General features: G+C 65.3%; 17 protein-coding genes. 10 read left to right on the forward strand and 7 right to left on the reverse strand.

Annotated elements, in window-relative coordinates:
• Position 1: 1 nt before the first annotated feature.
• From HELO_RS12940 to HELO_RS12955, 4 genes are all read right to left on the reverse strand, one after another.
• Complete coding sequence (locus HELO_RS12940; RefSeq protein ID WP_013333101.1) at positions 2-1,099, reverse strand: FecCD family ABC transporter permease; 1,098 nt, start codon at positions 1,097-1,099, stop codon at positions 2-4.
• A gap of 7 nt (positions 1,100-1,106) precedes the next feature.
• The gene (locus tag HELO_RS12945; protein ID WP_013333102.1) at positions 1,107-2,114 is read right to left on the reverse strand and encodes a FecCD family ABC transporter permease; all 1,008 of its coding nucleotides are present in this window, start codon (positions 2,112-2,114) and stop codon (positions 1,107-1,109) included.
• Positions 2,111-3,046 carry an ABC transporter substrate-binding protein gene (locus HELO_RS12950; RefSeq protein ID WP_013333103.1) on the reverse strand — a complete coding sequence of 312 codons (936 nt, stop codon included), beginning with the start codon at positions 3,044-3,046 and terminating at the stop codon, positions 2,111-2,113. The genes HELO_RS12945 and HELO_RS12950 overlap by 4 nt, the downstream gene beginning before the upstream one ends.
• 79 nt (positions 3,047-3,125) lie before the next feature.
• Positions 3,126-4,010 (reverse strand): ABC transporter substrate-binding protein, encoded by an 885-nt coding sequence (locus tag HELO_RS12955; RefSeq protein ID WP_013333104.1) that lies wholly within the window; start codon positions 4,008-4,010, stop codon positions 3,126-3,128.
• A 515-nt stretch (positions 4,011-4,525) separates the two neighbouring features.
• Between HELO_RS12955 and HELO_RS12960 the strand changes: the two genes are divergently transcribed.
• The 10 genes from HELO_RS12960 to HELO_RS13005 all read left to right on the forward strand — a co-directional run bounded on the left by HELO_RS12960 (position 4,526) and on the right by HELO_RS13005 (position 17,770).
• The gene (locus tag HELO_RS12960) at positions 4,526-6,568 is read left to right on the forward strand and encodes a TonB-dependent receptor domain-containing protein (protein ID WP_013333105.1); all 2,043 of its coding nucleotides are present in this window, start codon (positions 4,526-4,528) and stop codon (positions 6,566-6,568) included.
• A gap of 132 nt (positions 6,569-6,700) precedes the next feature.
• Entirely contained in the window at positions 6,701-7,672 is a 972-nt protein-coding gene (locus tag HELO_RS12965; protein ID WP_225884778.1) for a LysR family transcriptional regulator, read from the forward strand.
• Positions 7,673-7,775: 103 nt separating this feature from the next.
• Positions 7,776-7,994 carry a DUF1656 domain-containing protein gene (locus tag HELO_RS12970; protein WP_013333107.1) on the forward strand — a complete coding sequence of 73 codons (219 nt, stop codon included), beginning with the start codon at positions 7,776-7,778 and terminating at the stop codon, positions 7,992-7,994.
• A gap of 5 nt (positions 7,995-7,999) precedes the next feature.
• Complete coding sequence (locus tag HELO_RS12975) at positions 8,000-8,863, forward strand: efflux RND transporter periplasmic adaptor subunit (RefSeq protein ID WP_041602608.1); 864 nt, start codon at positions 8,000-8,002, stop codon at positions 8,861-8,863.
• A gap of 6 nt (positions 8,864-8,869) precedes the next feature.
• The gene (locus HELO_RS12980; RefSeq protein WP_013333109.1) at positions 8,870-10,924 is read left to right on the forward strand and encodes an FUSC family protein; all 2,055 of its coding nucleotides are present in this window, start codon (positions 8,870-8,872) and stop codon (positions 10,922-10,924) included.
• A 40-nt stretch (positions 10,925-10,964) separates the two neighbouring features.
• Positions 10,965-11,840: an AEC family transporter gene (locus HELO_RS12985; RefSeq protein ID WP_013333110.1), complete on the forward strand. Its 876-nt coding sequence runs from the start codon at positions 10,965-10,967 to the stop codon at positions 11,838-11,840.
• 78 nt (positions 11,841-11,918) lie between these two features.
• Positions 11,919-13,061: a PQQ-dependent sugar dehydrogenase gene (locus HELO_RS12990; protein WP_013333111.1), complete on the forward strand. Its 1,143-nt coding sequence runs from the start codon at positions 11,919-11,921 to the stop codon at positions 13,059-13,061.
• 509 nt (positions 13,062-13,570) lie between these two features.
• Complete coding sequence (locus tag HELO_RS12995) at positions 13,571-14,773, forward strand: quaternary amine ABC transporter ATP-binding protein (protein ID WP_013333112.1); 1,203 nt, start codon at positions 13,571-13,573, stop codon at positions 14,771-14,773.
• Positions 14,774-14,778: 5 nt separating this feature from the next.
• Entirely contained in the window at positions 14,779-15,612 is an 834-nt protein-coding gene (locus HELO_RS13000; RefSeq protein ID WP_041602609.1) for an ABC transporter permease, read from the forward strand.
• 496 nt (positions 15,613-16,108) lie between these two features.
• Entirely contained in the window at positions 16,109-17,770 is a 1,662-nt protein-coding gene (locus HELO_RS13005; RefSeq protein WP_013333114.1) for a BCCT family transporter, read from the forward strand.
• 142 nt (positions 17,771-17,912) lie between these two features.
• Here HELO_RS13005 and HELO_RS13010 read toward each other — a convergent pair whose 3' ends face one another.
• The 3 genes from HELO_RS13010 to hflC all read right to left on the reverse strand — a co-directional run bounded on the left by HELO_RS13010 (position 17,913) and on the right by hflC (position 21,590).
• Positions 17,913-19,208: an adenylosuccinate synthase gene (locus HELO_RS13010; RefSeq protein WP_013333115.1), complete on the reverse strand. Its 1,296-nt coding sequence runs from the start codon at positions 19,206-19,208 to the stop codon at positions 17,913-17,915.
• Positions 19,209-19,275: 67 nt separating this feature from the next.
• A complete protein-coding gene (locus tag HELO_RS13015; protein ID WP_041602135.1) occupies positions 19,276-20,472 on the reverse strand; it encodes an ATP phosphoribosyltransferase regulatory subunit in 1,197 nt (398 codons plus the stop codon).
• A 236-nt stretch (positions 20,473-20,708) separates the two neighbouring features.
• Positions 20,709-21,590 (reverse strand): protease modulator HflC, encoded by an 882-nt coding sequence (hflC, locus tag HELO_RS13020; RefSeq protein WP_013333117.1) that lies wholly within the window; start codon positions 21,588-21,590, stop codon positions 20,709-20,711.

A 21,590-nucleotide genomic window follows, 5' to 3' on the forward strand; every position in this document is an offset into this window, starting at 1 on the left:
CTCAGGCGACTCCTTGTGAACGAGGACGAATCAGGATCCACAACAGCCAGGGGCCACCGACCACGGCGGTGACGATGCCCACCGGAATCTCGAGCGGCGACAGCATCAGGCGCCCGGCCAGATCGGCCAGCACCATGATCAGGGCGCCGGCCAGTGCCGATGCCAGCACCGGCACGCAACGCCGCGAGGCCAGGTGCCGGGCCAGCTCCGGGCCGAGCAGGCCGACCATTCCCACCGGGCCAGCCACGGCTACGGCCAGGGCGGTCAGCGCGACCGAGGTGATCAGGACCTGGGCTCGACGCCGCCCCAGACGGCTGCCCAGGCTACGGGCCACGGATTCGGAAAAGCTCATCAGGCTCAGGGAACGGCCCAGGGCCAGTGCCGCCGGCAGGCCCAGCACCAGCCCGATGGTCAACGTCCACACCGCGCCCTCGGGTCGGGCGCTGAGCGAGCCCACCGTCCAGGGATAGGCGGCATTGGCCACATCGATGGCGACCCGTGCCAGCAGCAGGTTGGTGAGGGCCCCGAACACCGCCCCGACGCCGATGCCGGCGACGATGAAGCGATAGCCCCGCGTGCCGCCCCCAAGCACCAGGCCGAAGGTCAACGTCGTGGCGGTAGCAGCACCGGCCAGCGCCATGGCCGGCGGCGCCAGGCCGAAACCGAGCCCCACCACCGAGGCCACGGCGAACGCCGTGGCACCGTTGTCGATACCGATGATGCCCGGCGTGGCCAGGCGATTGGCGGCCAGGGTCTGCATCAGGCAGCCCGCCAGGGCGAAGGCCGCGCCAGTGGCGAGCGCCGCCCCGAGACGCGGCAGGCGCAACGCCGAGACCAGAAAGGTCGACAGACCATCCCCCGTGCCATGCAGGGCCGCCAGCACTTCGACCGGCGACAGCGTACGCTCGCCGAAACACAGATAAGCCAGCGATGCCGCCAGCACCAGCAACAACAACAACAGGTTGGCGGCCAGGGTGCGCCGATCCAGCAGTACACTGAAACCGCCCCAGGCCAGCCGTCGGGTTCCCCTGGGCGGTACGACGGCATCCTCGGTTTCGACCCGACCCAGACGGGGCGACGATTGAACGAGCAGACTCATGCGTTTCCTATAACGTCGGCAGCCGGCGGCGTCTCACCACGGCGACCAGCACCGGCGCACCGCACAGCGCGGTCAGCACGCCGAGCGGCAGTTCCGAAGGCGCCACCACCCGCCGCGAGATGACATCGGCGACGAGCACCATCAGCGGCCCCAGCAACAGGCACAGCCAGAGGCTGCGGCGAATGTCCGGCCCCGCCAGGGCCCGAGCGGCGAAGGGCACCACCAGGCCGACGAAGGCAATGGGGCCGGCAATGGCCGTGGCGCCGCCCACCAGCAGCGCGACCACCAGGATCGCCAACAGGCGAACCCGGCCGGGATGATGGCCGAGTCCGGCGGCGAGCCGCTCACCCAAGGCCAGCGCAGCCAGCGGCCGAGCGATCAGCAGGGTGATCGCCGCGGCCACCGCGAAGCTCGGCAATATCGCCAGCAGATCCGCCAGTTGTCGACCAGACAGGCTGCCGACCACCCAGAAGCGTATCTCGTCGGCGGCGCGTTGATCGAACAGCAGCAGCAAGGTCGTCAGCGCCGCCAGCAGGCCCGAGAAGGCTGCGCCGGCCAGGACCAGGCGCACCGGATCGTGCCCGAGGCCACGAAAGCGCGCCACGCCCAGCACGCAGAGGCAACCGAGCAAGGCACCGAGCTGGGCCACACCGACCCTCAGCGTGGCCGCCGAGGTTCCCAGCAGCAGGGCAATGGCCACCGCGAAGGCACTGCCGGCGCTGACGCCGAGCAAGCCGGGCTCGGCCAGCGGATTGCGCGACACCGCCTGCAGCAAGGCACCGGCAACACCCAGTGCCATGCCCACGGCCAGGCCGACCAGGGTCCGCGAACCACGCAGGGTGCCGACCACGAAACGCGCCTCGGCATCGCCGTGCCCCATCAGGACCGCCAGAGCGCGTTCCGCCCCCACATCACCCGCGCCCCACAGCAGGCTGGCCAGGCAGGCCAACAACAGCAAGCCGGCCAGGAGCATGCCCTGGCCGGCCAGACGCCGATGAACGGCACTCGCGATCATTGCCCGTCGGACAGCAGGGCCGCCTCGATGTCGTCGAGGACGGCCTGAGCGGCCAGGGGTCCGGAAGCGCTGGTCCAGAGCTGGCCGTCCACCGGGATCACGTGGTCGCGCTTGGCCACCTCGAGCTGGGAGAAGGCCGGCGACTGGCGCGCAGCCTCCAGAGCCTCACGGCCATCCTCGTTGAGCGTGGCCATGAACAGCAGGTCCTCATCGACCTTGCCCAGGTTCTCCAGGCTCAGCGGATCGCTGTGCGGCCGCCCTTGCTTGACCAGGCCGGCATCGGTGACATCGAAACCGGAGGCCGCGAGCATCCCCGTGGAAAACAGCTCGGTCGACATCACCAGCGGCCCTTGCGGCATCCAGCGCACCAGTGCCACTGACGTGCCCTCGTTATCCAGGCGCGCGGCGAGATCGGCGGCCCGGGTCTCCACGGCCTCGATGGCGGCATCCACCTCCTCGGCATGGCCGAGCGCTTCGCCATACAGGCGTGCCTCGCTTTTCCAGCCATCCGTCGAGAAGCCTTCGCTCTCGGGTACCACAGTGGGCGCCAGCTGTGAGATCAGCGCGTACTGCTCATCGCTCAGGGTCGGCGAGGCGAGGATCAGATCCGGGTTCTGGGTGGCGATCGCCTCGAGATTGAATTCCCGGCTGGTACCCACCATGGCGATGTCCGGCACCTGCTCGCTCAGATAATCGGCCACGCCCTCGCCGCCGCGCGTGGCCACGGCGGCCAGCGGCGTGACGCCGGCCGCCAGGGCGGTATCCAGCGCCCCTTCGTAGAGCGTGACGACACGCGACGGCTGACCGTCGATTTCCACCTCGCCATGGGCGGTGTCGAGGGTCCTGGCCTGGACGGGGCCGGCGGCAACGGCGAGCGCCGCCATCAGGCAAGCGCCCAACAGGGGAGTTGTCTTGGGCAGGGAAAGTGACATGATGCCTCCTCGGCTCACCGGGCCCACCCGCCACGGCAGCGTGGTGCCCCAGTGTTGATGGGTCTCGAAGGGTAAGGTGTTACGGCGTCGACAGCGCCTGGGTGATCTCGTCCATCTGAGCCCGCACGCTCTTGAGGCCGTCACCGGAGAGATACCAGAGCGTCGGGGACAGCACCTCGACGCGGATCGCCTCGCCTCCCGCACTGCCAAGTGCCTCTTTCAGCGTCGCCGGGTCCAACGGGGTATCGCCGATGGCTGCGCTGCGATCGACGACGAACAGCACATCCGGCGACATCTCGGCGATGGCCGCCGGTTTCAGCGGATAGAAGGTGCGGGAGCCATGGCTCACCGGCTCGACGGAGTCCGGCAGCGCCGGTTGCGGGATCTGCAGCAGCTCGCGGACCACCGGCTCCTGGCGCAGTGAATAATGGCCATCGTTGTGCGTCACCACCACCGCTTCGGTACCTTCCGCCAGGCTCGCGCGTGCCGATTCGATATCGGCGTGCAGCGTCTCGAGCCGCTCTTGTGCCTGAGCTTCGGCGCCATACAACGCGGCCAGCCCCATCACCTTGTCACTCAGCGCATCGAAGTAATCGCCCTCGCCCAGGGTAACGTCACGCGTCTCGGCCACGGCTTGCAGGTCTTCCTGCGACGCCGACTGGCGACCGGTGATCAGAATCATCTCTGGCGACAGTTCAGCGATGGCGTCGAGATCCGGGGACTTGAGCCCTCCGACATCGGCGCGCCCTTCCAGAAGGTGCGAGATATAGTCCGGCGCGGCCTGGTACGGCACGCCAATGATATGCGACTCGAGCCCCAGTGCTTCCAGGGTATCCACGGCCCCCCAGTCGAAGCTGACCACGCTGGGGCCATGCTCCGCCGATGAGGATTCAGCCTGGGCACCCAGGGGCAGAACCGATACCAGCAGCGCGGCTGCAGGCAGAACCCATCCAGAACCTCGCATCGAAACCTCCTGGAAAAATAATGCGAATCACTCCTATGAAGGTCCGCACACTACCACGCCGTCCTAACTACCGGCCGCAACGCTGAGTTGCATGATACGCAACCCTGCCGAACGACCGCGCCCTCAGGCAGTTGCCATCCACGCAACGACGCATTCCAGTAATAGCACTTCCCAAGGCAAATGCGAATCTTTATCGTTTTTAGTCGATGAAGCACGCCCTGTCAGGCAGCCATCAAAATAACGCAACGAGATCGATACCCCACCATATCCTGGGGAAATGCTGATAAAGAGTCGCGTGTCGCCGCTGAAGCGCAAGGCAGATGTCAAAAGAATGCCGAGCATGACAGTCGGTTGGATGCGCGTTTCCCTGAGCCGCGCCCGGCTTCGCCAGAAGCAAATGTGAACCGTCGACAGAACGGGCCTGCAGAATGGCTGCCAGGGATGGCGGTGATGGCTCGGCGATTTACTCGCCCCGGCAATTCGGCAGTGTTTCCCCAGAGCAAGGAGCTAGGAACATGCAGGATTCGTCCCCTCTTCCCTTCGCCCGTACGGCGCTGGCCTTCGGCATCGCTTGCGCCAGCACCACGGCGCTGGCCGATGAAACCGCCGAACTGGAACCGGTGGTGGTCACGGCGTCGGGTTACGAACAGGTGCTTTCCGACGCACCGGCCAGCATCTCGGTGATCAGCGGCGAGGAATTGAACAAGCAGTCCTACTCCGACATCACCGACGCGATGGACAACATTCCTGGTGTCTATGTCACTGGAGGGGGTGGCTCCAAGGACATCAGCATCCGCGGCATGGACAGCAGCTACACGCTCTACCTGGTCGACGGTCGCCCGATCTCCGACGGCCGCTCGGTCAACACCAACGGCAGCGACGGCGGCAAGCAGATCGGCCTGCCGCCGATCTCGATGATCGACCGCGTCGAGGTGATTCGCGGGCCCATGTCCTCGCTGTACGGTTCCAGCGCCATGGGCGGGGTCATCAATATCATCACCAAGAAGACCACGGATGAGTGGTCGGGCTCGGTGACCACCGAGTACACCCACTCCCTCAACGACATCAACAACGATGGCCAGCAGGTCAGCTTCGTCACCGGCGGCCCGCTGATCGAGGGACTGCTGGGCGTCAGGGTGCACGGCAGCTGGATCGGCACCGAGGAAAGCGACCTCATCGGCGGGTCCGACAACGCCGAGAGCACCCCCGATAGCGATACCCGCCAGGGCGGCGCGGAATTCACCCTGACCCCCGATGACCGGAACGAGTACACCCTGGGCTACACCTCGTCGACCAAGGAATACACCCACACGCCGGGCAAGAGCATCGGCCTGCTCGATGCCCGCGGGAATCCCAATACCTCGAACACCAGCCGCTACGACAAGGACGTCTACACGCTCGGCCACAAGGGCAGCTACGGCGCCCTGCTGACCGACACCTACCTGCGCCACGACGTTTCCGAACGCGTACTGGACACCGACGACGAGAAGCGCGAGAAAGTCACCACCTTCAACAACCAGAACACCTACTTCTGGGGCGACCACATGCTGACCTTCGGCGGTCAGTACAAGCTGGAGGATTTCACCGACGAAACCAACGGCCTGCTGGACGCCGACGTACCCGGCGCCGTGAGCAATGTCGACCGCTGGATCGGCGCGCTGTTCGTCGAGATGGAGTGGAGCGTCACTGACGACCTCAACGTGACCACCGGCCTGCGTTACGACGACGACGAAAATTTCGGTGGCCATTTCTCGCCGCGCGTCTATGCCAACTACCATCTCGATCCGCAGTGGACCCTCAAGGGCGGCGTCTCCACCGGCTACAAACAGCCCGGCCTGGCGGCCGCCACCGAAGGATTCGGACGTCCGACCGGCCGCGGCAGCGCCGTGATCATCGGCAACGAGAATCTGGATCCGGAGACCAGCACCAACTACGAGCTGGGCTTCGTGTTCGACAACGCGCAGAACGATTTCACCGCCAGCGCGATGCTCTTCCACACCAAGTTCGATGACAAGATCGCCGAGGAGCGGCTCTGCCAGGGGCCCAGCGAAGGTTTCTCCGATCCTTCCTATCGGGAGTGCAACTACGCCGGTACCGATTACTACTTCGTGAGCACCTATCGCAATATCGCCGAAGCCGAAATGCAGGGCGCGGAGCTGACGCTCGACTACGACATCACGCCGCGCCTGGGGCTGAGCTCCAGCTACACCTACACCGAGTCCGAGCAGAAGAGCGGCGAGTTCGAGGGCGAGCCGCTGAACAAGACCCCCAAGCACATGGTCAACGTCGCGCTGGACTGGGCGGCCAGCAAGAGCCTCGACCTCTGGGTGCAGGGCAATTACCGCGGCAAGACCAGCGACTACCTGAGCCGCAACAGCATGGGCGACGGCACGCCAGGCTATGGCTTCGTCGATGCCGGCCTGGTCTATGCCCTCAACGACAATGCCCGCGTCAAGGCCGGCATCTACAACATCGCCGACAAGGAAGTCACTTCCGACGACTACGGCGTGGTGCTGGACGGCCGCCAGGTCAACCTGGGACTGACCGTGGATTTCTGACGTCGTCCCTTCTCCGAGACGATGCGTTTCGATCCTCCTGTGCCCCGGCTCTGCCGGGGCTTTTTCATGCCTCATCATGTCTCGACGTTTGCGCCTCGAGGCCCAACACAAACAACAATGATTTTTATCTGCATGATGATCTGGCACAATAGCCTGCTAATTTCCGATGCCGGGGCCGCCACCATGCACGATGCCGATGAACTGGTCGCCTTCGCCGACGTCATGGACAGCGGCAGCCTGACACTCAGCGCTCGCCGGTTGGGCGTGGCGAAATCGACCCTGAGCCGCCGCCTGCAGCAGCTCGAATCGCGCCTCGGCCAGCCGCTGATGCGTCGCCAATCCAACCGCTTGCTGCCCACCGAGGCCGGCCGTGTCTTCCATGACTATTGCCTGCGCATCCTCGACCTGGCGGATCAGGGACACAAGGCACTGGAAGAGTTGCGCGAAGAGATCAGCGGCGAATTGACCCTCGAGGTGCACGACGCCCTCGGACGTTCCTGGATTGCCCTGGCCATCGAAACCTTCATGCAGCGCCATCCCGGCGTGCATGTCAGCCTGATGATCCGCGAGAACCTGCCCGAACGCCTGGATCCGCAGTCGGTCGTGGTCTGGTTCGGCGAAACCGGCGAGGTCGGCCTGCGCCAGGAGCCCCTGGCACTGTTGTCGTGCGGGCTCTACGCGCACCCCGAGTACCTGGCCAGGCACGGTCGCCCGACACATCCCCACGAGTTGGAACGCCATGACTGGATCGATCTGCTCGGCGAAGCCGAGCACGGCCTGGTATTGCGTCATCCGCACCACGGCCAGGTCGATATCCGCCCGCCCGGATCGCGCCTGCGGGTCAATCGGCTGGTGCTGCAGTCCGATGCCATCGCGCGTGGCCAGGGTCTCGGCGTGATGCCCAACTGGATGGCCGAGCGACGCAACGCGGCACACCCCGGTCAGCTCGAACGCTGTCTGCCCGACTGGCAAATCCCGCCCACGCCGGTCAACCTGCTCTATGCGCACGGTCACCAGCCGCGCAAGATATCGGCGCTGCTCGATTTCCTGCGCGGTGCGCGTCCCGCCGAATGGCAGCACAGTACCCAGCGGCACGCCAGCTGACGCTTCCTCCCCCGTTCAAGCCGTACCCGAGAGTCCGTCGTGCCCGCGCCGCCGGAAATTGCTACCATGAGGTACTTCGCTAGCGACTGATACAGGGGCGGCCATGGGCCTTCGTGAAATCGCCTTCGGTGGGATCTATCTTTCCCCCATGCTGCTGTACGCCCTGCTCGGGTTTACCTCGGCATTGCTGATCCGTGTCGTCTTGCACCGACTGGTCGGCTCGATGCGGCCCTGGTTCGAAGCCTGGTTCGACACCGCCCTGTTCGTCGTCTGTACCGCCGCCATCGCCTATCTGGCCTCCGCGTCCGTGGAGATTCTCTGAACATGATGCGAACCTTCCTCCGCAGCCTCGTCACCCTGGCCATCGTGGTCCTGGCCATCGCCGCCGGCCTGTGGCTCTGGCACTACTACCTCTACACGCCCTGGACACGCGATGGCCGGGTTCGCGCCGATGTCATCACCATCGCCCCGGACGTTTCGGGACGGGTCGTCGACCTGCCGATCACCGACAATCAGCAGGTCGCCAAGGGCGATCTCTTGTTCCGCATCGACGATACCCGCTATCAGGCCGCTCTGGAGAAGGCCAAGGCCGTGGTCCAGCAACGTCAGGCCGAGCTGGAGTTGAGCCAGCACGAAGCCTCGCGCCGTAACCGCCTGAGCCGTCAGGCGATCAGCGCCGAGAGTCAGGAGACGGCGCAGATCAACAGTCGTGTCGCCTCCGCCCAGTTGGGACAGGCGAAGAGCGCGCTGAACAGCGCACAGATCGACCTTGAACGTACCACCGTCCAGGCGCCCGCCGCCGGCCATGTCCTCAATCTGCAACTGGCCGAAGGCAATTACGTCAACACCGGCACCCCGGTGATGGCGCTGGTCAAGGCCGATTCCTTCTACGTCACCGGTTATTTCGAGGAGACCAAGACGCCGCACATCCGGGTCGGCGATCCGGCACGCGTCATCCTGATGAGCGGCGATGTCGAGCTGGAGGGTCATGTCGCCAGCATCGGACGCGGCATCGCCGACAGCAACACCTCGACCGACAACCAGTTGCTGCCGCAGGTACAGCCCACCTTCAGTTGGGTCAGGCTCGCCCAGCGCATCCCGGTGCGCATCGAGCTCGACGAGATCCCCGAGGAGGTCACCCTCAGTGCCGGCATGACGGCCACCGTACGCATCATCGAGAACGCGGAGTAACGGCGCATGTCGCCCTGGCTGCAAGCCTACCTGACCCCCAGCAAGCAGGCCGTCCAGTTCGCCGTCAAGGCAACCCTGGCCATGCTGCTGGCGCTGTACGTGGCGCTATGGTGCGATCTGGAACGCCCCTACTGGGCGCTGATCTCGGCGGCCTTCCTGCAGATTCGACCGATGAGCGGCATGGTGGTCGAAAAAGGCCTGAGCCAGATCGTCGGTACGGTGATCGGCTGCGCCGCCGGCATTGCCATCATGGCGCTGTTCGTCCAGGCCCCGGTGCCCGCCCTGGTGGTCCTGACACTGTGGATCATGCTGTGCACCTACGGCAGTTCCCTGCTGCGCAACAATGCCTCCTATGGCTGCATCATGGGCGCCGTCACGGCCATGCTGATCGTGGTCATCGGGGCCTCCCAGCCCAGCGGCATCTTCGGCATCGCCGTGGCACGCCTCTCCGAACTGGCGCTGGGCGCTCTCTGCGCCACCCTGGTCAGCTCGCTGCTGTGGCCGATCAAGGTCCGCGATCACCTCGGTCAGCAGGCCGACGCGGTCGTCAACCAGGCCTTCCAGCACGCCGCACGCCGGCTGACGGACTCCTCCGATCTCGGTGAACTGCAGACCACCCTCACCGGCAGCCTGGAGCCGCTCACCCAGCTCGAGATCGACAGCCAGGCCGCCCGCTACGAGGGCCCCGAAGGCGCCGGGCGCATCCGCGCCAGCCATGTGCTGACACGCCATACGCTACGCCTGATGGCGACCCTGCACGCCCTGCAGCAACTCCTGCACCACTACGGCGACCGGCTCGACCCCGCCATCCACGAGCTGGCCGACGAGATCGCCGAGGGATTTCGCCTGTCTGCGGAAGCCAGCGGTATCGGTCAGGCGCACCGCCGCCTGCACGACCTGCGTCATCGCATCCTGGAATGCCCGGACGAGAATGCCTCGCCGCTGCAGTTGCGGGTCATCATCGGGCTACGCGAGGCGCTCGGCCATGCCCTGGTGATGCTCGACGCCCGCGACGCCATTTCCCGACCCGGACGCAAGCGCCTGCGCGGCGGTGCCCTGGCCTGGCACCGCGATCACCTGGCCGCGGGGCTGAACGCCGTGCGTGCCGGTATCATCTTCGCCACTCTCGCCAGCTTCTGGATGGCCACCGCCTGGAACAACGGTCAGGTGGCCATGCTGCTGGGCACGCTGTTCTCGGCCTTCTTCGCCAGCCGCGACAACCCCGTCATGATCTGCATGATGTTCGCCAAGGGCATGCTGGCAGCCATCCCCAGCGCCTTCCTGTTCGGCCATGTGCTGCTTTCCCAGGCCAGCGGTTTCCCGATGCTGGCGATGATCTTTCTCCCTCCCCTGTTCCTGGGGCTGCTGGGCGCCGCCAATCCACGCCTGATGGGCTACTGCCTGGCCTTCACCATCGGCAACATCCTGCTGACCATGCCCGGCAACGGCATGGATTTTTCCTTCGACAGCTTCATCAACCGGGCCATCGCCGTGATGATCGGGCTGGCCACGGTGGTGACGGGCTTCCGGCTGATACCCGGTTTCGGCCCCACCCTGCGCAAGAAGCGTCTGGTCGGTGCTATCGTCCGCGACCTCCGGAATCTCCCGAACCGCCCCATTCACGAGGCGGAGACCCGCTTCATCGGCAGCATGGCCGACCGCCTGCTGCATCTGGCCAAGCACGATGACATGCTGCCCGAGGACCAGCGGCACCTGTTCACCCTGGGGCTGACCGGCCTGGACATCGGCTACGCCTGCCTGCAGTTGCGTCGGCGGCTCGACGACCTGCCGAACACGGAACTGCACCGCGCACAGCGGGATTTCTTCGCGGCGCTGGCCCGGGCCTATGCCGCCAGCGCCAAGGGGCACGCCTCCGACGAGGTACGCCGGGCCGGCGATGCTCTGATCGAGACGCTGCACGACCAGCCATCGCTCAGCGAGCGACGTCGTACCCTGCTCGCCGGCCTGGTGGAGCGCCTGGATCTGTCGTTGCAGCGCCAGGCCGAGCGCGCCCGCACGTCGCGAATGCCCAGCAGAGCGGCACAGGCCGGCCCGGCCTGATTCCTGCCCCACCCGACACCCGCCGCATGGAGGATGAACCTTGTTCGCCGAACTCTTCGCCGTGATGGCGCCCGTTCTGGCCGGTGCCGGCCTCGGCTTCACCTGGATTCGCCTCGGTCACGATTATCCCGTCGCCTTCGTGACCCGCCTGGTCTTCAACATCGGCACGCCGGCCCTGGTCATCGCCTCGCTCTCCGGTGCCGACATCGATGCCAGCAGCTTCGGTCGCACCATGCTGGCCGCCGCGCTGGTGATCACCCTCATGGCCGGCGTGTCCTTCATACTGGCACGCCTGCTGCGCAAGGACTGGCGCGTCATGCTGGCCCCGTCGATGTACCCCAACACCGGCAACATGGGGCTGCCGGTAGTGCTCTACGCCTTCGGCGAGTCGGGCTTCGCCTTCGGTATCACCGTGATGGTGACCGTGTCGCTGTTCCAGTTCACCCTGGGCACGGTGCTCGCCAGCCGCGGCAATCCACTGAAGTCGCTGGCCAAGACGCCGACGGTCTACGCCATCCTGATCGCCCTGACGCTGCTGCTCACCGACACCGAGCTGCCGCTCTGGCTGGCCAACAGCGTCGACCTGATCTCCGGCTTCACCGTTCCCCTGATGCTGATCACCCTGGGCGTCTCGCTGGCCAGCATCCAGGTCCGCAGCCTGCGCTCGGGCATCGGCTTCAGCCTGCTGCGCATCCCGCTGGCCGCCCTGGCCGCCTGGGGCATCGGCAGCCTGCTGGCGCTACCGCCCATGGCGCATGGCATCCTGATCCTGCAGATGAGCATGCCGGTCGCGGTATTCAACTACCTGTTCGCCCAGCGCTCCCGGCGCGAACCGGAATACGTCGCCAGCCTGGTGTTCTGCTCGACCCTGCTGTCGCTGATCTATCTGCCCATATTGCTGGCGATATTGATGTAGGGAACCGACCGGGAAGGGAACACGGCGCCTTACCGGCAGTCTCTATGGCGAGCCAGCCTTCACGCCAAGGAGGATCGGATGCGCTGCACGCCTCTGTTGCCCGCCATGCTGTTGAGTACGACAACATTGTTTTTCGGTTCGGCCCAGGCCGACGATGCCCGTATCGAACACGTGGCCACCGCACACCACGAATTGCGCCTGGAACGCCTGGCCACGGGGCTGGAGCATCCCTGGGCCGTGACCGAGATGCCCGATGGACGCTACCTGGTCAGTGAGCGACCAGGCCGGCTGCAACTGGTGACCCCTGAGGGCGAAAAGACCCGGGTGACAGGAGTCCCGGAGGTCTCGACCCGCGGCCAGGGTGGCCTGCTCGATGTCTCGCTGCACCCCCGGTTCGGAGACGGCGAGCACGACTGGATCTATTTCACCTGGAGCCGGGCCGGTGACGGCGGCACCGCCACCAGTCTCTCCCGCGCCAGGCTGGCAGGTGAACGTCTCGAGGACATCGAACACCTCTTCACCCAGGATCGCTTTTCCGCACCGGGACGCCACTATGGCTCGCGGCTGGCCTGGCTCGATGACGGCACCCTGCTGATGAGCATCGGCGACCGCGGCGTCGATGCCGAACGCGCCCAGGACGGTGGCGATCACGCCGGCAGCCTGCTGCGCCTGACCGACGAAGGCGGGATTCCCGACGACAACCCCTTCGTCGGCGATCCCGATGTCGATGACGCGATTTTCAGCCTGGGCAACCGCAACCCTCAGGGCCTGATCGTTGCCGAGGATGGCACGCCCTGGTCGACGGAACATGGGCCCCGCACCGGCGATGAACTCAACCGAATCGTTGCCGGCGACAACTATGGCTGGCCACAGGTCACCCGAGGTCGCGACTACGCCACCAACCTGCCCCTCGGCGAGGACAGCGCCCCGGGCATGCGCGACCCCGTGCATGTCTTTGCGGGCCGCTTCGCACCCTCCGGGCTGAGCGAAGTCACCGGCGATGCCTTTCCCGGCTGGCGAGGCAACCTGCTGGCCGGCGGACTCGCCAGCGAGAAGCTGGTCCGGCTCGCGCTGGAAGGCGACAACGTGACGGCCCGCGAGGTGATCCTCGACGGCGAGATCGGCCGAATCCGCGATATCCATCAAGCTCGCGACGGCTCGCTCCTGCTGCTCAACGATGCTTCCGATGCCGGCCTGTATCGCCTGACACGTAGCGACTAGGCTCGCTTCTCTCTTGGCTCGGCGGGCGCGCGGATCGACCCGGCCCGTCGTCCTGCACCATCGACTATCCTTTTCAGGGTTTGCTCTTCAGGCATTCCACTCACTGATCAGGATCCAAGCGATGAACGAGAACTCGACAACCTCCCCCCGCGGCCTCACCGAACGCCGCCGGCAACCTGCTGCACGAATTCTGAGCAGGCTCGAAATCAGCCGAATCCTCGCTGTCCACCGGGAATCCGGCGGTGGCCCGGACTTGCTCAATGACGCTGCCAACGGTAGCCTCCTTCGGCTGTTGCCGATGGCACCGGCAATGGGAGGCGCGCCGTATCCTGCTATTCCCGAGCGTTCATGGGTCCCCTGCGAATTTGAATCATCGTTCAAGCAACGCTAGGGTATGCCGCCTCGTGCCGCGTCAACACTGCCGTCTGGCATCCTGATGCGATCCCTCATCCCAACCAGGCACCGACCACGGCGTGCGCGCCATGGTCAGGGGCTACTAAGGCACAGCAATGAGTGACAACCGAAACGTCAAGATTCGGGTCCGCAACCTCAGCAAGGTCTTCGGCAGCCAGCCGAAGAAGGCGCTCGAGTTGCGCGACCAGGGCCTGAAGCGGCCCGAGATCCTCGACAAGACCGGCCAGACCCTGGGCCTATCCAATATCGATTTCGATGTTCACGAGGGTGAACTTCTGGTGATCATGGGGCTTTCCGGTTCGGGCAAGTCGACCCTGATCCGCTGCCTCAACCGGCTGATCGAGCCCACCGAAGGCGAGATCGTCATCGACGGCGAGAACATTCCCGATCTCAAGGAAAAGGAACTGCTGGAATGCCGCCGTCGCCATTTTTCCATGGTGTTCCAGAACTTCGCCCTCTTCCCCAACCGCACCGTGCGCCAGAACGCCGAGTTCGGCCTGGAAGTGCGCGGCATCGACATGGCAACGCGTCGGGAAGCAGCGGACAAGGCCCTCAAGCAGGTCGGCCTGGACGGCTGGGAAGACGCCTATCCCAACCAGCTCTCCGGCGGCATGCAGCAGCGCGTCGGCCTGGCACGCGCCCTGGCCAACGACGCCACCGTGCTGCTGATGGACGAGGCCTTCTCGGCACTCGACCCGCTGATCCGCGGCGACATGCAGCAGGAACTGCTGGCCCTGCAGCACCGCATGCAGAAGACCACCGTCTTCATCACCCACGATCTCGACGAGGCGCTGACCATCGGTGATCGCATCGTGCTGCTCAAGGACGGTGAAGTAGTGCAGATCGGCACGCCCGAGGAGATTCTCACCAAGCCGGCGGACGACTATGTGCGGCGCTTCATCGAAGGCGTCGATAAGTCGCGCATCCTCACCGCCGAGAGCGCCATGCGCAAGGTGCGCTCCACGGTTCGCGAGAGCGACGGACCGCGTACCGCACTGCGCAAGATGCGCGAGCACAGCCTCGACTCCATCTACATCCTCGACCGTGAACGCCGCCTGATCGGCCTGATCGATGCCGACGCCGCCAGCGAAGCGCTGGAGCAGGGCAAGGACAAGGTCACCGAGGCCATGACCCAGGACTTCCGCAGCGTGACGCGGGAAGAGCCGCTGCACAACCTGTTCGCCATGTTCAGCGAGAACCGCTTCCCCATCGCCGTGGTGGACGACGACAAGGTGCTTCAGGGCGTGGTGGTCAAGGGCGCCGTCCTGGATGAACTCGCACAGGCAGGAGAAGACTGATGGCTATCGAAATCCCGCGTATTCCGCTGGGCGACTGGATCGAGGGTGCCCTGAACTGGTTGACCAGTGAATACTCCATCGTGACCCGCGGTATCTCCCGAGTGACGCAGACCGGTATCGATGGCCTCAACGATGCGCTGATGTGGCTGCCCGACTGGTCGCTGCTGGCGATCATCGTGGCCTTGTGCTGGTGGCTGGCCAACTCCCGCCTGGCCATCGGTGCCGCTGCCGGCCTGGCGCTGATCTGGAACCTGGGTCTTTGGGATCCGATGATCGAGACCCTGACCCTGGTGGTGATCGCCACCCTGGTGGCAGTGGTCATCGCCTTGCCGGTCGGCATCGCCGCTGCGCTCTCCGAACGTCTGTATCGCACCATCATGCCGATACTGGACTTCATGCAGACCATGCCGGCCTTCGTCTATCTGATTCCGGCGATTCCGTTCTTCGGCATCGGCTCGGTGTCGGCGATCTTCGCTACCGTGATCTTCTCCATGCCGCCCGCCATCCGCTTCACCACCCTGGGCATCCGCCAGGTGCCGGTGGAGCTGGTCGAAGCCGCCGACGCCTATGGCGCCACCCGTAGCCAGAAGCTGATCAAGGTCCAGCTTCCCATGTCGCTGCCCACGGTCATGGCCGGCATCAACCAGACGATCATGCTGGCACTCTCCATGGTGGTGATCGCGGCCATGATCGGCGCCGATGGTCTGGGCAGCGAAGTCTGGCGCGCCATCCAGCGCCTGCGTCCCGGCGACGGCTTCGAGGCCGGCATCGCAGTGGTCATCCTCGCCATGATCCTCGACCGCGTCACCCAGTCGCTGCGCAAGCAACGCAAGTCCTGATCCCGCGGCAACAGTGCGTGGAACACGAATCGGGGAGGCGCCTTTCGGTGCCTCCCCTTCGACATGGTCACCCGAACGATCATGAACGCGACATGACATGGCTATTCCCGCCCTGAGGTGTTGCCAAACGCAGACGATGCGCATGAGATGGTGTACGGTAGGCTGCGATTCGTGGCGAAACAGTCCGTTGAAAACGATGACCGACGCAATCATCATCAAACGGCCACACTTGTCGTGTACTCGACAGGCGGGGTACCAGAAAGGAGCACTGCGTATGTTAAAGCGGATCATGAGGCCCACGGATCCAGCACTTGCGGAACCCATCGACGTGGTCGGTAGCCACCGGCCGCCGCCGGGTTCCCGTTGTCGAGCCTGTCCCTCGCCCGACGGCTATCTCATCGCCACTCATGCCGAGGTGTCGGAAGCCCTCGCGCCCCGAGCGCGCGACTGAGGCTCGCTTCCCACCCGTTCATCGACGCCAACAAGGAGAAGTCCCGTGACGAACGACGATAAAGCCCCAGAGGCCAACGCGGGATCCGAGGGCATTCCCGCCCCGGACGGACCCGCCAACCTCATCGATACCGATTACGTCATTGGTCAGGACAACATCACCACCAACAAGTTCGGCCTGGATGTGGACCTGCATGGCAAGGTCTTCACCGTGTCGTCCTTGGTGATCCTGGTATTCGTAATCATCACCCTGGCACTGCAATCCGAGATCGAACCCGTCTTCGATGCCATCTTCAGTTTCTTGACCAGTAACCTGAGCTGGGTCTTCCTGCTCGGTGGCAACGTTTTCGTGCTGGTCTGCCTGGCGCTGGTCGTCTCGCCACTCGGCAAGGTGCGTATCGGCGGCGCCAAGGCTACGCCGGACTTCAGCTATGCAGGCTGGTTTGCCATGCTGTTCGCCGCCGGCATGGGCATCGGCCTGATGTTCTACGGCGTCTCCGAGCCGCTGACGCACTTCGGCACCGCCGTGGGCGGTACCAGCATGGAGAATGGCGTACGAACCGACTGGGCGCCTCTCGGCGGTGCCGCAGGCGATGAAGCCGGCGCCCTGAGACTCGGCATGGCCGCCACCATCTTCCACTGGGGCCTGCACCCCTGGGGGGCCTACGCCGTCGTCGGCCTGGCGCTGGCGATCTTCGCCTTCAACAAGGGCCTGCCGCTGACCATGCGCTCGATCTTCTACCCGATCCTGGGTGAGCGCGTCTGGGGTTGGCCGGGGCACCTGATCGACATCCTCGCCGTCTTCGCCACTCTGTTCGGTCTGGCGACCTCGCTGGGTCTCGGCGCCTCCCAGGCGGCGGCAGGGCTCAGTTACCTGTTCGGCCTGCCGGAAAGCAACGTGACGATGATCCTGCTGATCGTCGGCATCACCGCCGTGGCGATGTGCTCGATCCTGCTCGGCGTCGACAAGGGCGTGCAACGCCTCTCGCAGCTCAACATGGCGCTGGCCTTCCTGTTGCTGCTGTTCGTGATCATCGTCGGCCCGACCCTGCTGATCGCCACCGGCTTCTTCAAGTACCTGGGCGCCTACATCATGGAGCTCCCGGCCCTGTCGAACCCCTTCGGCCGTGAAGACGCCAACTTCTCCCAGGGCTGGACCGCCTTCTACTGGGCCTGGTGGATTTCCTGGTCACCGTTCGTCGGCATGTTCATCGCGCGGGTCAGCCGTGGCCGTACCGTGCGCGAGTTCCTGATCGCCGTGCTGCTGGTGCCGACCATAGTATCGGTGCTGTGGATGACCGCCTTTGGTGGCACCGCCATCGACCAGGTCATCAGCAATGGCTTCGAGGGCGTGCAGGACGCCGCACTCGAACTCAAGCTGTTCGCCATGCTCGGCCAGTTGCCGCTTGCTTCCATCACTTCCTTCGTCGGTATCGTGCTGGTCATCGTGTTCTTCGTGACCTCTTCCGACTCGGGTTCGCTGGTGATCGACTCGATCACCGCCGGCGGCAAGGTCGACGCTCCCAAGCCGCAGCGCATCTTCTGGGCCATCATCGAAGGGGCCATCGCCATCGCCCTGCTGCTGGGCGGCGGCCTGACGGCCCTGCAGACGGCTTCCGTCTCCACTGGCCTGCCCTTCACCATCGTGCTGCTGGTCGGCTGCTACGGCCTGGTCAAGGCACTGATGAGTGAACCCAAGAGCGTCTGATCGGCACCCGGCGCTACGGCGCTGATGCCTTCAAGGCCCGATCGCCCCGCCTCGCGCGGGGCGATCGCGTTTTCGGCCCCACCAACGAAAACGCCGCCCACCGAATACCGGTGGGCGGCGTTTTTTGCCGTCGAGGGCGACGTTATTCGGCGAAGGGATTGCGCAGGACGATGGTCTCGTTGCGATCCGGACCGGTCGAGATGATATCGATCGGCGTGCCCACCTGCTCCTCGAGGAAGTGGATGTAGGCACGGGCATTGGCGGGAAGCTCGTCGACGCTCTTCACGCCGATCGTCGACTCGTTCCAGCCCGGCAGGTCCTCGTAGACCGGCTCGATCGCTTCATAGCCCTCGGAGTCCACCGGCGCGTCGAGGACATCGCCATCCTTGCTGCGGTAACCGACACAGACACGGATGTTCTCCAGACCGTCGAGCACGTCCAGCTTGGTGAGGCAGAGCCCCGACACCGAGTTGATCTGCACGGCATGGCGCAGCGCCACGGCATCGAACCAGCCACAACGACGGGCGCGACCGGTGGTGGCACCGAACTCGTGGCCCTTCTCGGCCAGGTGGCGGCCATGCTCGTCGAACAGCTCGGTGGGGAAGGGACCGGAGCCGACCCGAGTGGTGTAGGCCTTGGTGATGCCCAGCACATAGTCGAGATACAGCGGCCCCACGCCGGAGCCGGTCGCGGTGCCGCCGGCCGTGGTGTTGGAGCTGGTCACGAAGGGATAGGTGCCGTGGTCGATATCCAGCAGCGACCCCTGGGCCCCCTCGAAGAGGATGTTCTCGCCGGCCTTGCGCACATTGTGCACCAGGGTCACGGTGTCGCAGACCATGTCACGCAGCTCGTCGGCCATGCGCATGGCATCGTCGAGCACCTGCTGGAAATCCACCGCCGGCTCACCGTGGTACTTGGTCAGCACGAAGTTGTGGTAATCCAGCACCTCGCCGAGCTTGGAGGCAAAGCGTTCACGGTGCAGCATGTCGCCGAGACGCAGGCCACGACGCGCCACCTTGTCCTCGTAGGCCGGCCCGATGCCCCGGCCGGTGGTGCCGATCTTGGCCACGCCACGCGCCTTCTCGCGCGCCTGGTCGAGACGCACATGGTAAGGCAGGATCAAGGGGCAAGCCGGCGACAGGCGCAGACGTTCGCGGACCGGCACGCCCTTGGCCTCCAGCTCGCGGATCTCCTCGATCAGCGCTTCCGGCGACAGCACCACGCCATTGCCGATCACGCAGGTCTTGTCGTCACGCAGGATGCCGGAGGGAATCAGGTGCAGCACCGTCTTCTCGCCATCGATGACCAGGGTATGGCCGGCATTGTGCCCACCCTGGAAACGCACCACGGCATCGGCGGATTCGGTCAGCAGGTCGACCACCTTGCCCTTGCCCTCGTCACCCCACTGGGTGCCCAGTACGACTACGTTCTTGCCCATAGTGTCTCGTCTCTCGTTGCAGCACACCGGCGGTCGGCCGGAATCGAATAAAGCGGTTCGCCTGGCATCAGGTCGGGTCGTCGGAGGCCGGCAGGGCCTCAACTCGCCAGCCGTCGTCGGCCGGCACCAGATGTCGCTGACAGTCATGTTGCTCGGGGCCGGTCCGCTGTCCCGGCAGCGCCTGGACGACGCGTTCGCCTCGCTGGCGCAGCGCCTTCACGGCCTCGGCCAGCCCCTCGCCCTCGGCCGGTGCCCAGATGCCATCACCACGCGGCTCTCTCGGCGTCAACGTGGCCAGCAGCTTGAGCTCCAGGGAAAAGCCGGTGGCAGGCCGGGCCCGTCCGAAGGCGCGCCCGGTATCGTCGTAACGCCCGCCCTTGGCCAGGGCCTGGCCGTAACCGGGCACATAGGCGGAGAACATCATGCCGGTGTGGTACTGATACCCGCGCAGCTCGGCCAGGTCGAAATAGAATTCGACCTCCGGATGCTCGGCCATCACGCCACGGTGCAGCGCCCGCAACTGATCGAGGGCGGCCCCTACCGCCTGAGGCGCTTCGGCGAACGCTTCTCGCGCCTCGTCGAGCACTTCGGGGCCACCGTGGAGCCTTACCAGGGCGCGGAACATGTCGGCCAGGGCCGGGTCGGCGACGCACTCTTCGACTCGGCTCGACAAGGCACCCGGTGATTTCAGCTCGAGGGCCTCGAATACCGCGCGCTCCTGCTCCGATGACAGTTCGGCGGCTTCCACCAGGCTACGATAGATGCCGATGTGTCCGAGCGCCAGGTGGACCTCACCGGCACCGGCAACGGACAGGCTGGTCAACGCCAGTCGCAGGATCTCGAGATCGGCCTCAAGGCCGGCGTGGCCGAAGAGTTCCAGCCCGACCTGGACCGGGCTGCGGCCGCCCTGATACTGGTCGGCCTTGGCACGCAGCACATTGGCGCAATAGCACAGCCGCACAGGTCCCTGCCGCTTGAGGGAGTGGGCGTCCATGCGCGCCACCTGGGGAGTGACATCGGCACTGGCCCCCATCATGCGGCCGGTCATCTGATCGGTGAGCTTGAAGGTCTGCAGATCCAGCTCGGTGCCGGTACCGGTAAGCAGGGAGTCGAGAAACTCCACGGGAGGCGGCATTACCTGGTCGTAGCCCCAGCCGTGGTAGAGATCGAGCAGCGCCCGGCGCAACTCCTCCATGCGACTGGCCTGGGGCGGCAGCACTTCGTCCATGCCGTCGGGCAAGAGCCAGCGGTCAGCGATGGTCATGTCGTTCTTCCTGCAAGACAGTGGTTGGCCTGTGGCAAGCCTCGCGGCCTGGCGGAACATAAGCATGGCGGGAAGCCGGAGGAAGCTCGCCGGATGAGGAGAGGCCACAAAAAAACCGGGCCACGCCCGGTTTACCGATTCTAGCACGTTTGGCGCCTGGATGAACCCTGGCGCCGATGCCCGATTGGCACCGGCGCCCATCTCGGTTCACCGCCGACATCAGCCGGCCTGTCGGTTCATTCGCTGATCGGCGTCGGACTCTTGAGATACTGGAAGAAGTCGCTGGAGGGATCCAGCACCAGCATGTCGCCGTCACCCTTGAAGCTGTCGCGATAGGCATCGAGGCTGCGCCAGAAGGAGAAGAACTCTTCATCCTTGCCGTAAGCCTGCGAGAAGATCCCCGCCGCTTCGGCGTCGCCCTCACCACGCAGGGTTTCGGAGCGCTCCTGAGCCTGAGCCAGCAGCACCTGGCGGCGGCGGTCAGCATTGGCGCGGATACGCTCGGCTTCCTCCTGACCCTGGGCACGCCATTCGCGCGCCTCACGCTCGCGCTCCGAGCGCATGCGATCGTACACCGCCGAGGAGACATCCTCGGGCAGGTCGATGCGCTTGACGCGGATGTCGAGCACGGCCACACCCAGCTCGTCACGCATCAGCTCGTCGAGATCCTGGGTCGGGCCGGTCATCAGTTCATCGCGTTGCTCGGAGATGATCTGCTGCAGGTTCAAACGGCCGAACTCGTTACGCAGACTCTCGTCGACCCGCGGCTGGATCAGGCGCACGGCCTGCAACTCGTCGCCGGCGGTGGCCTCGTAGTAACGGGTCGGATTGACCACCTGCCACTTGACGTAGGAGTCGACGATCACCGCCTTCTGCTCCAGCGTCAGGTAACGGCTGGCATCGGTATCCAGGGTCAGCACCCGGGTATCGAACTTGCGGATCGTCTGGGTGATCGGGATCTTGAAGTGCAGTCCCGGCTGGATGTTTTCCTCAATGATCTCGCCGAAGCGCAGCTTCACCGCGCGCTCGGTCTCGTCGACCACATACAGGCTGCTGCTGGCCAGCCAGGCAACGGCGGCCAGGCCGCCGACAATGAGCAGGGAACGATTATTGATCAT

The sequence above is a fragment of the Halomonas elongata DSM 2581 genome (genome assembly GCF_000196875.2).
Classification (GTDB): Bacteria; Pseudomonadota; Gammaproteobacteria; order Pseudomonadales; family Halomonadaceae; genus Halomonas; species Halomonas elongata.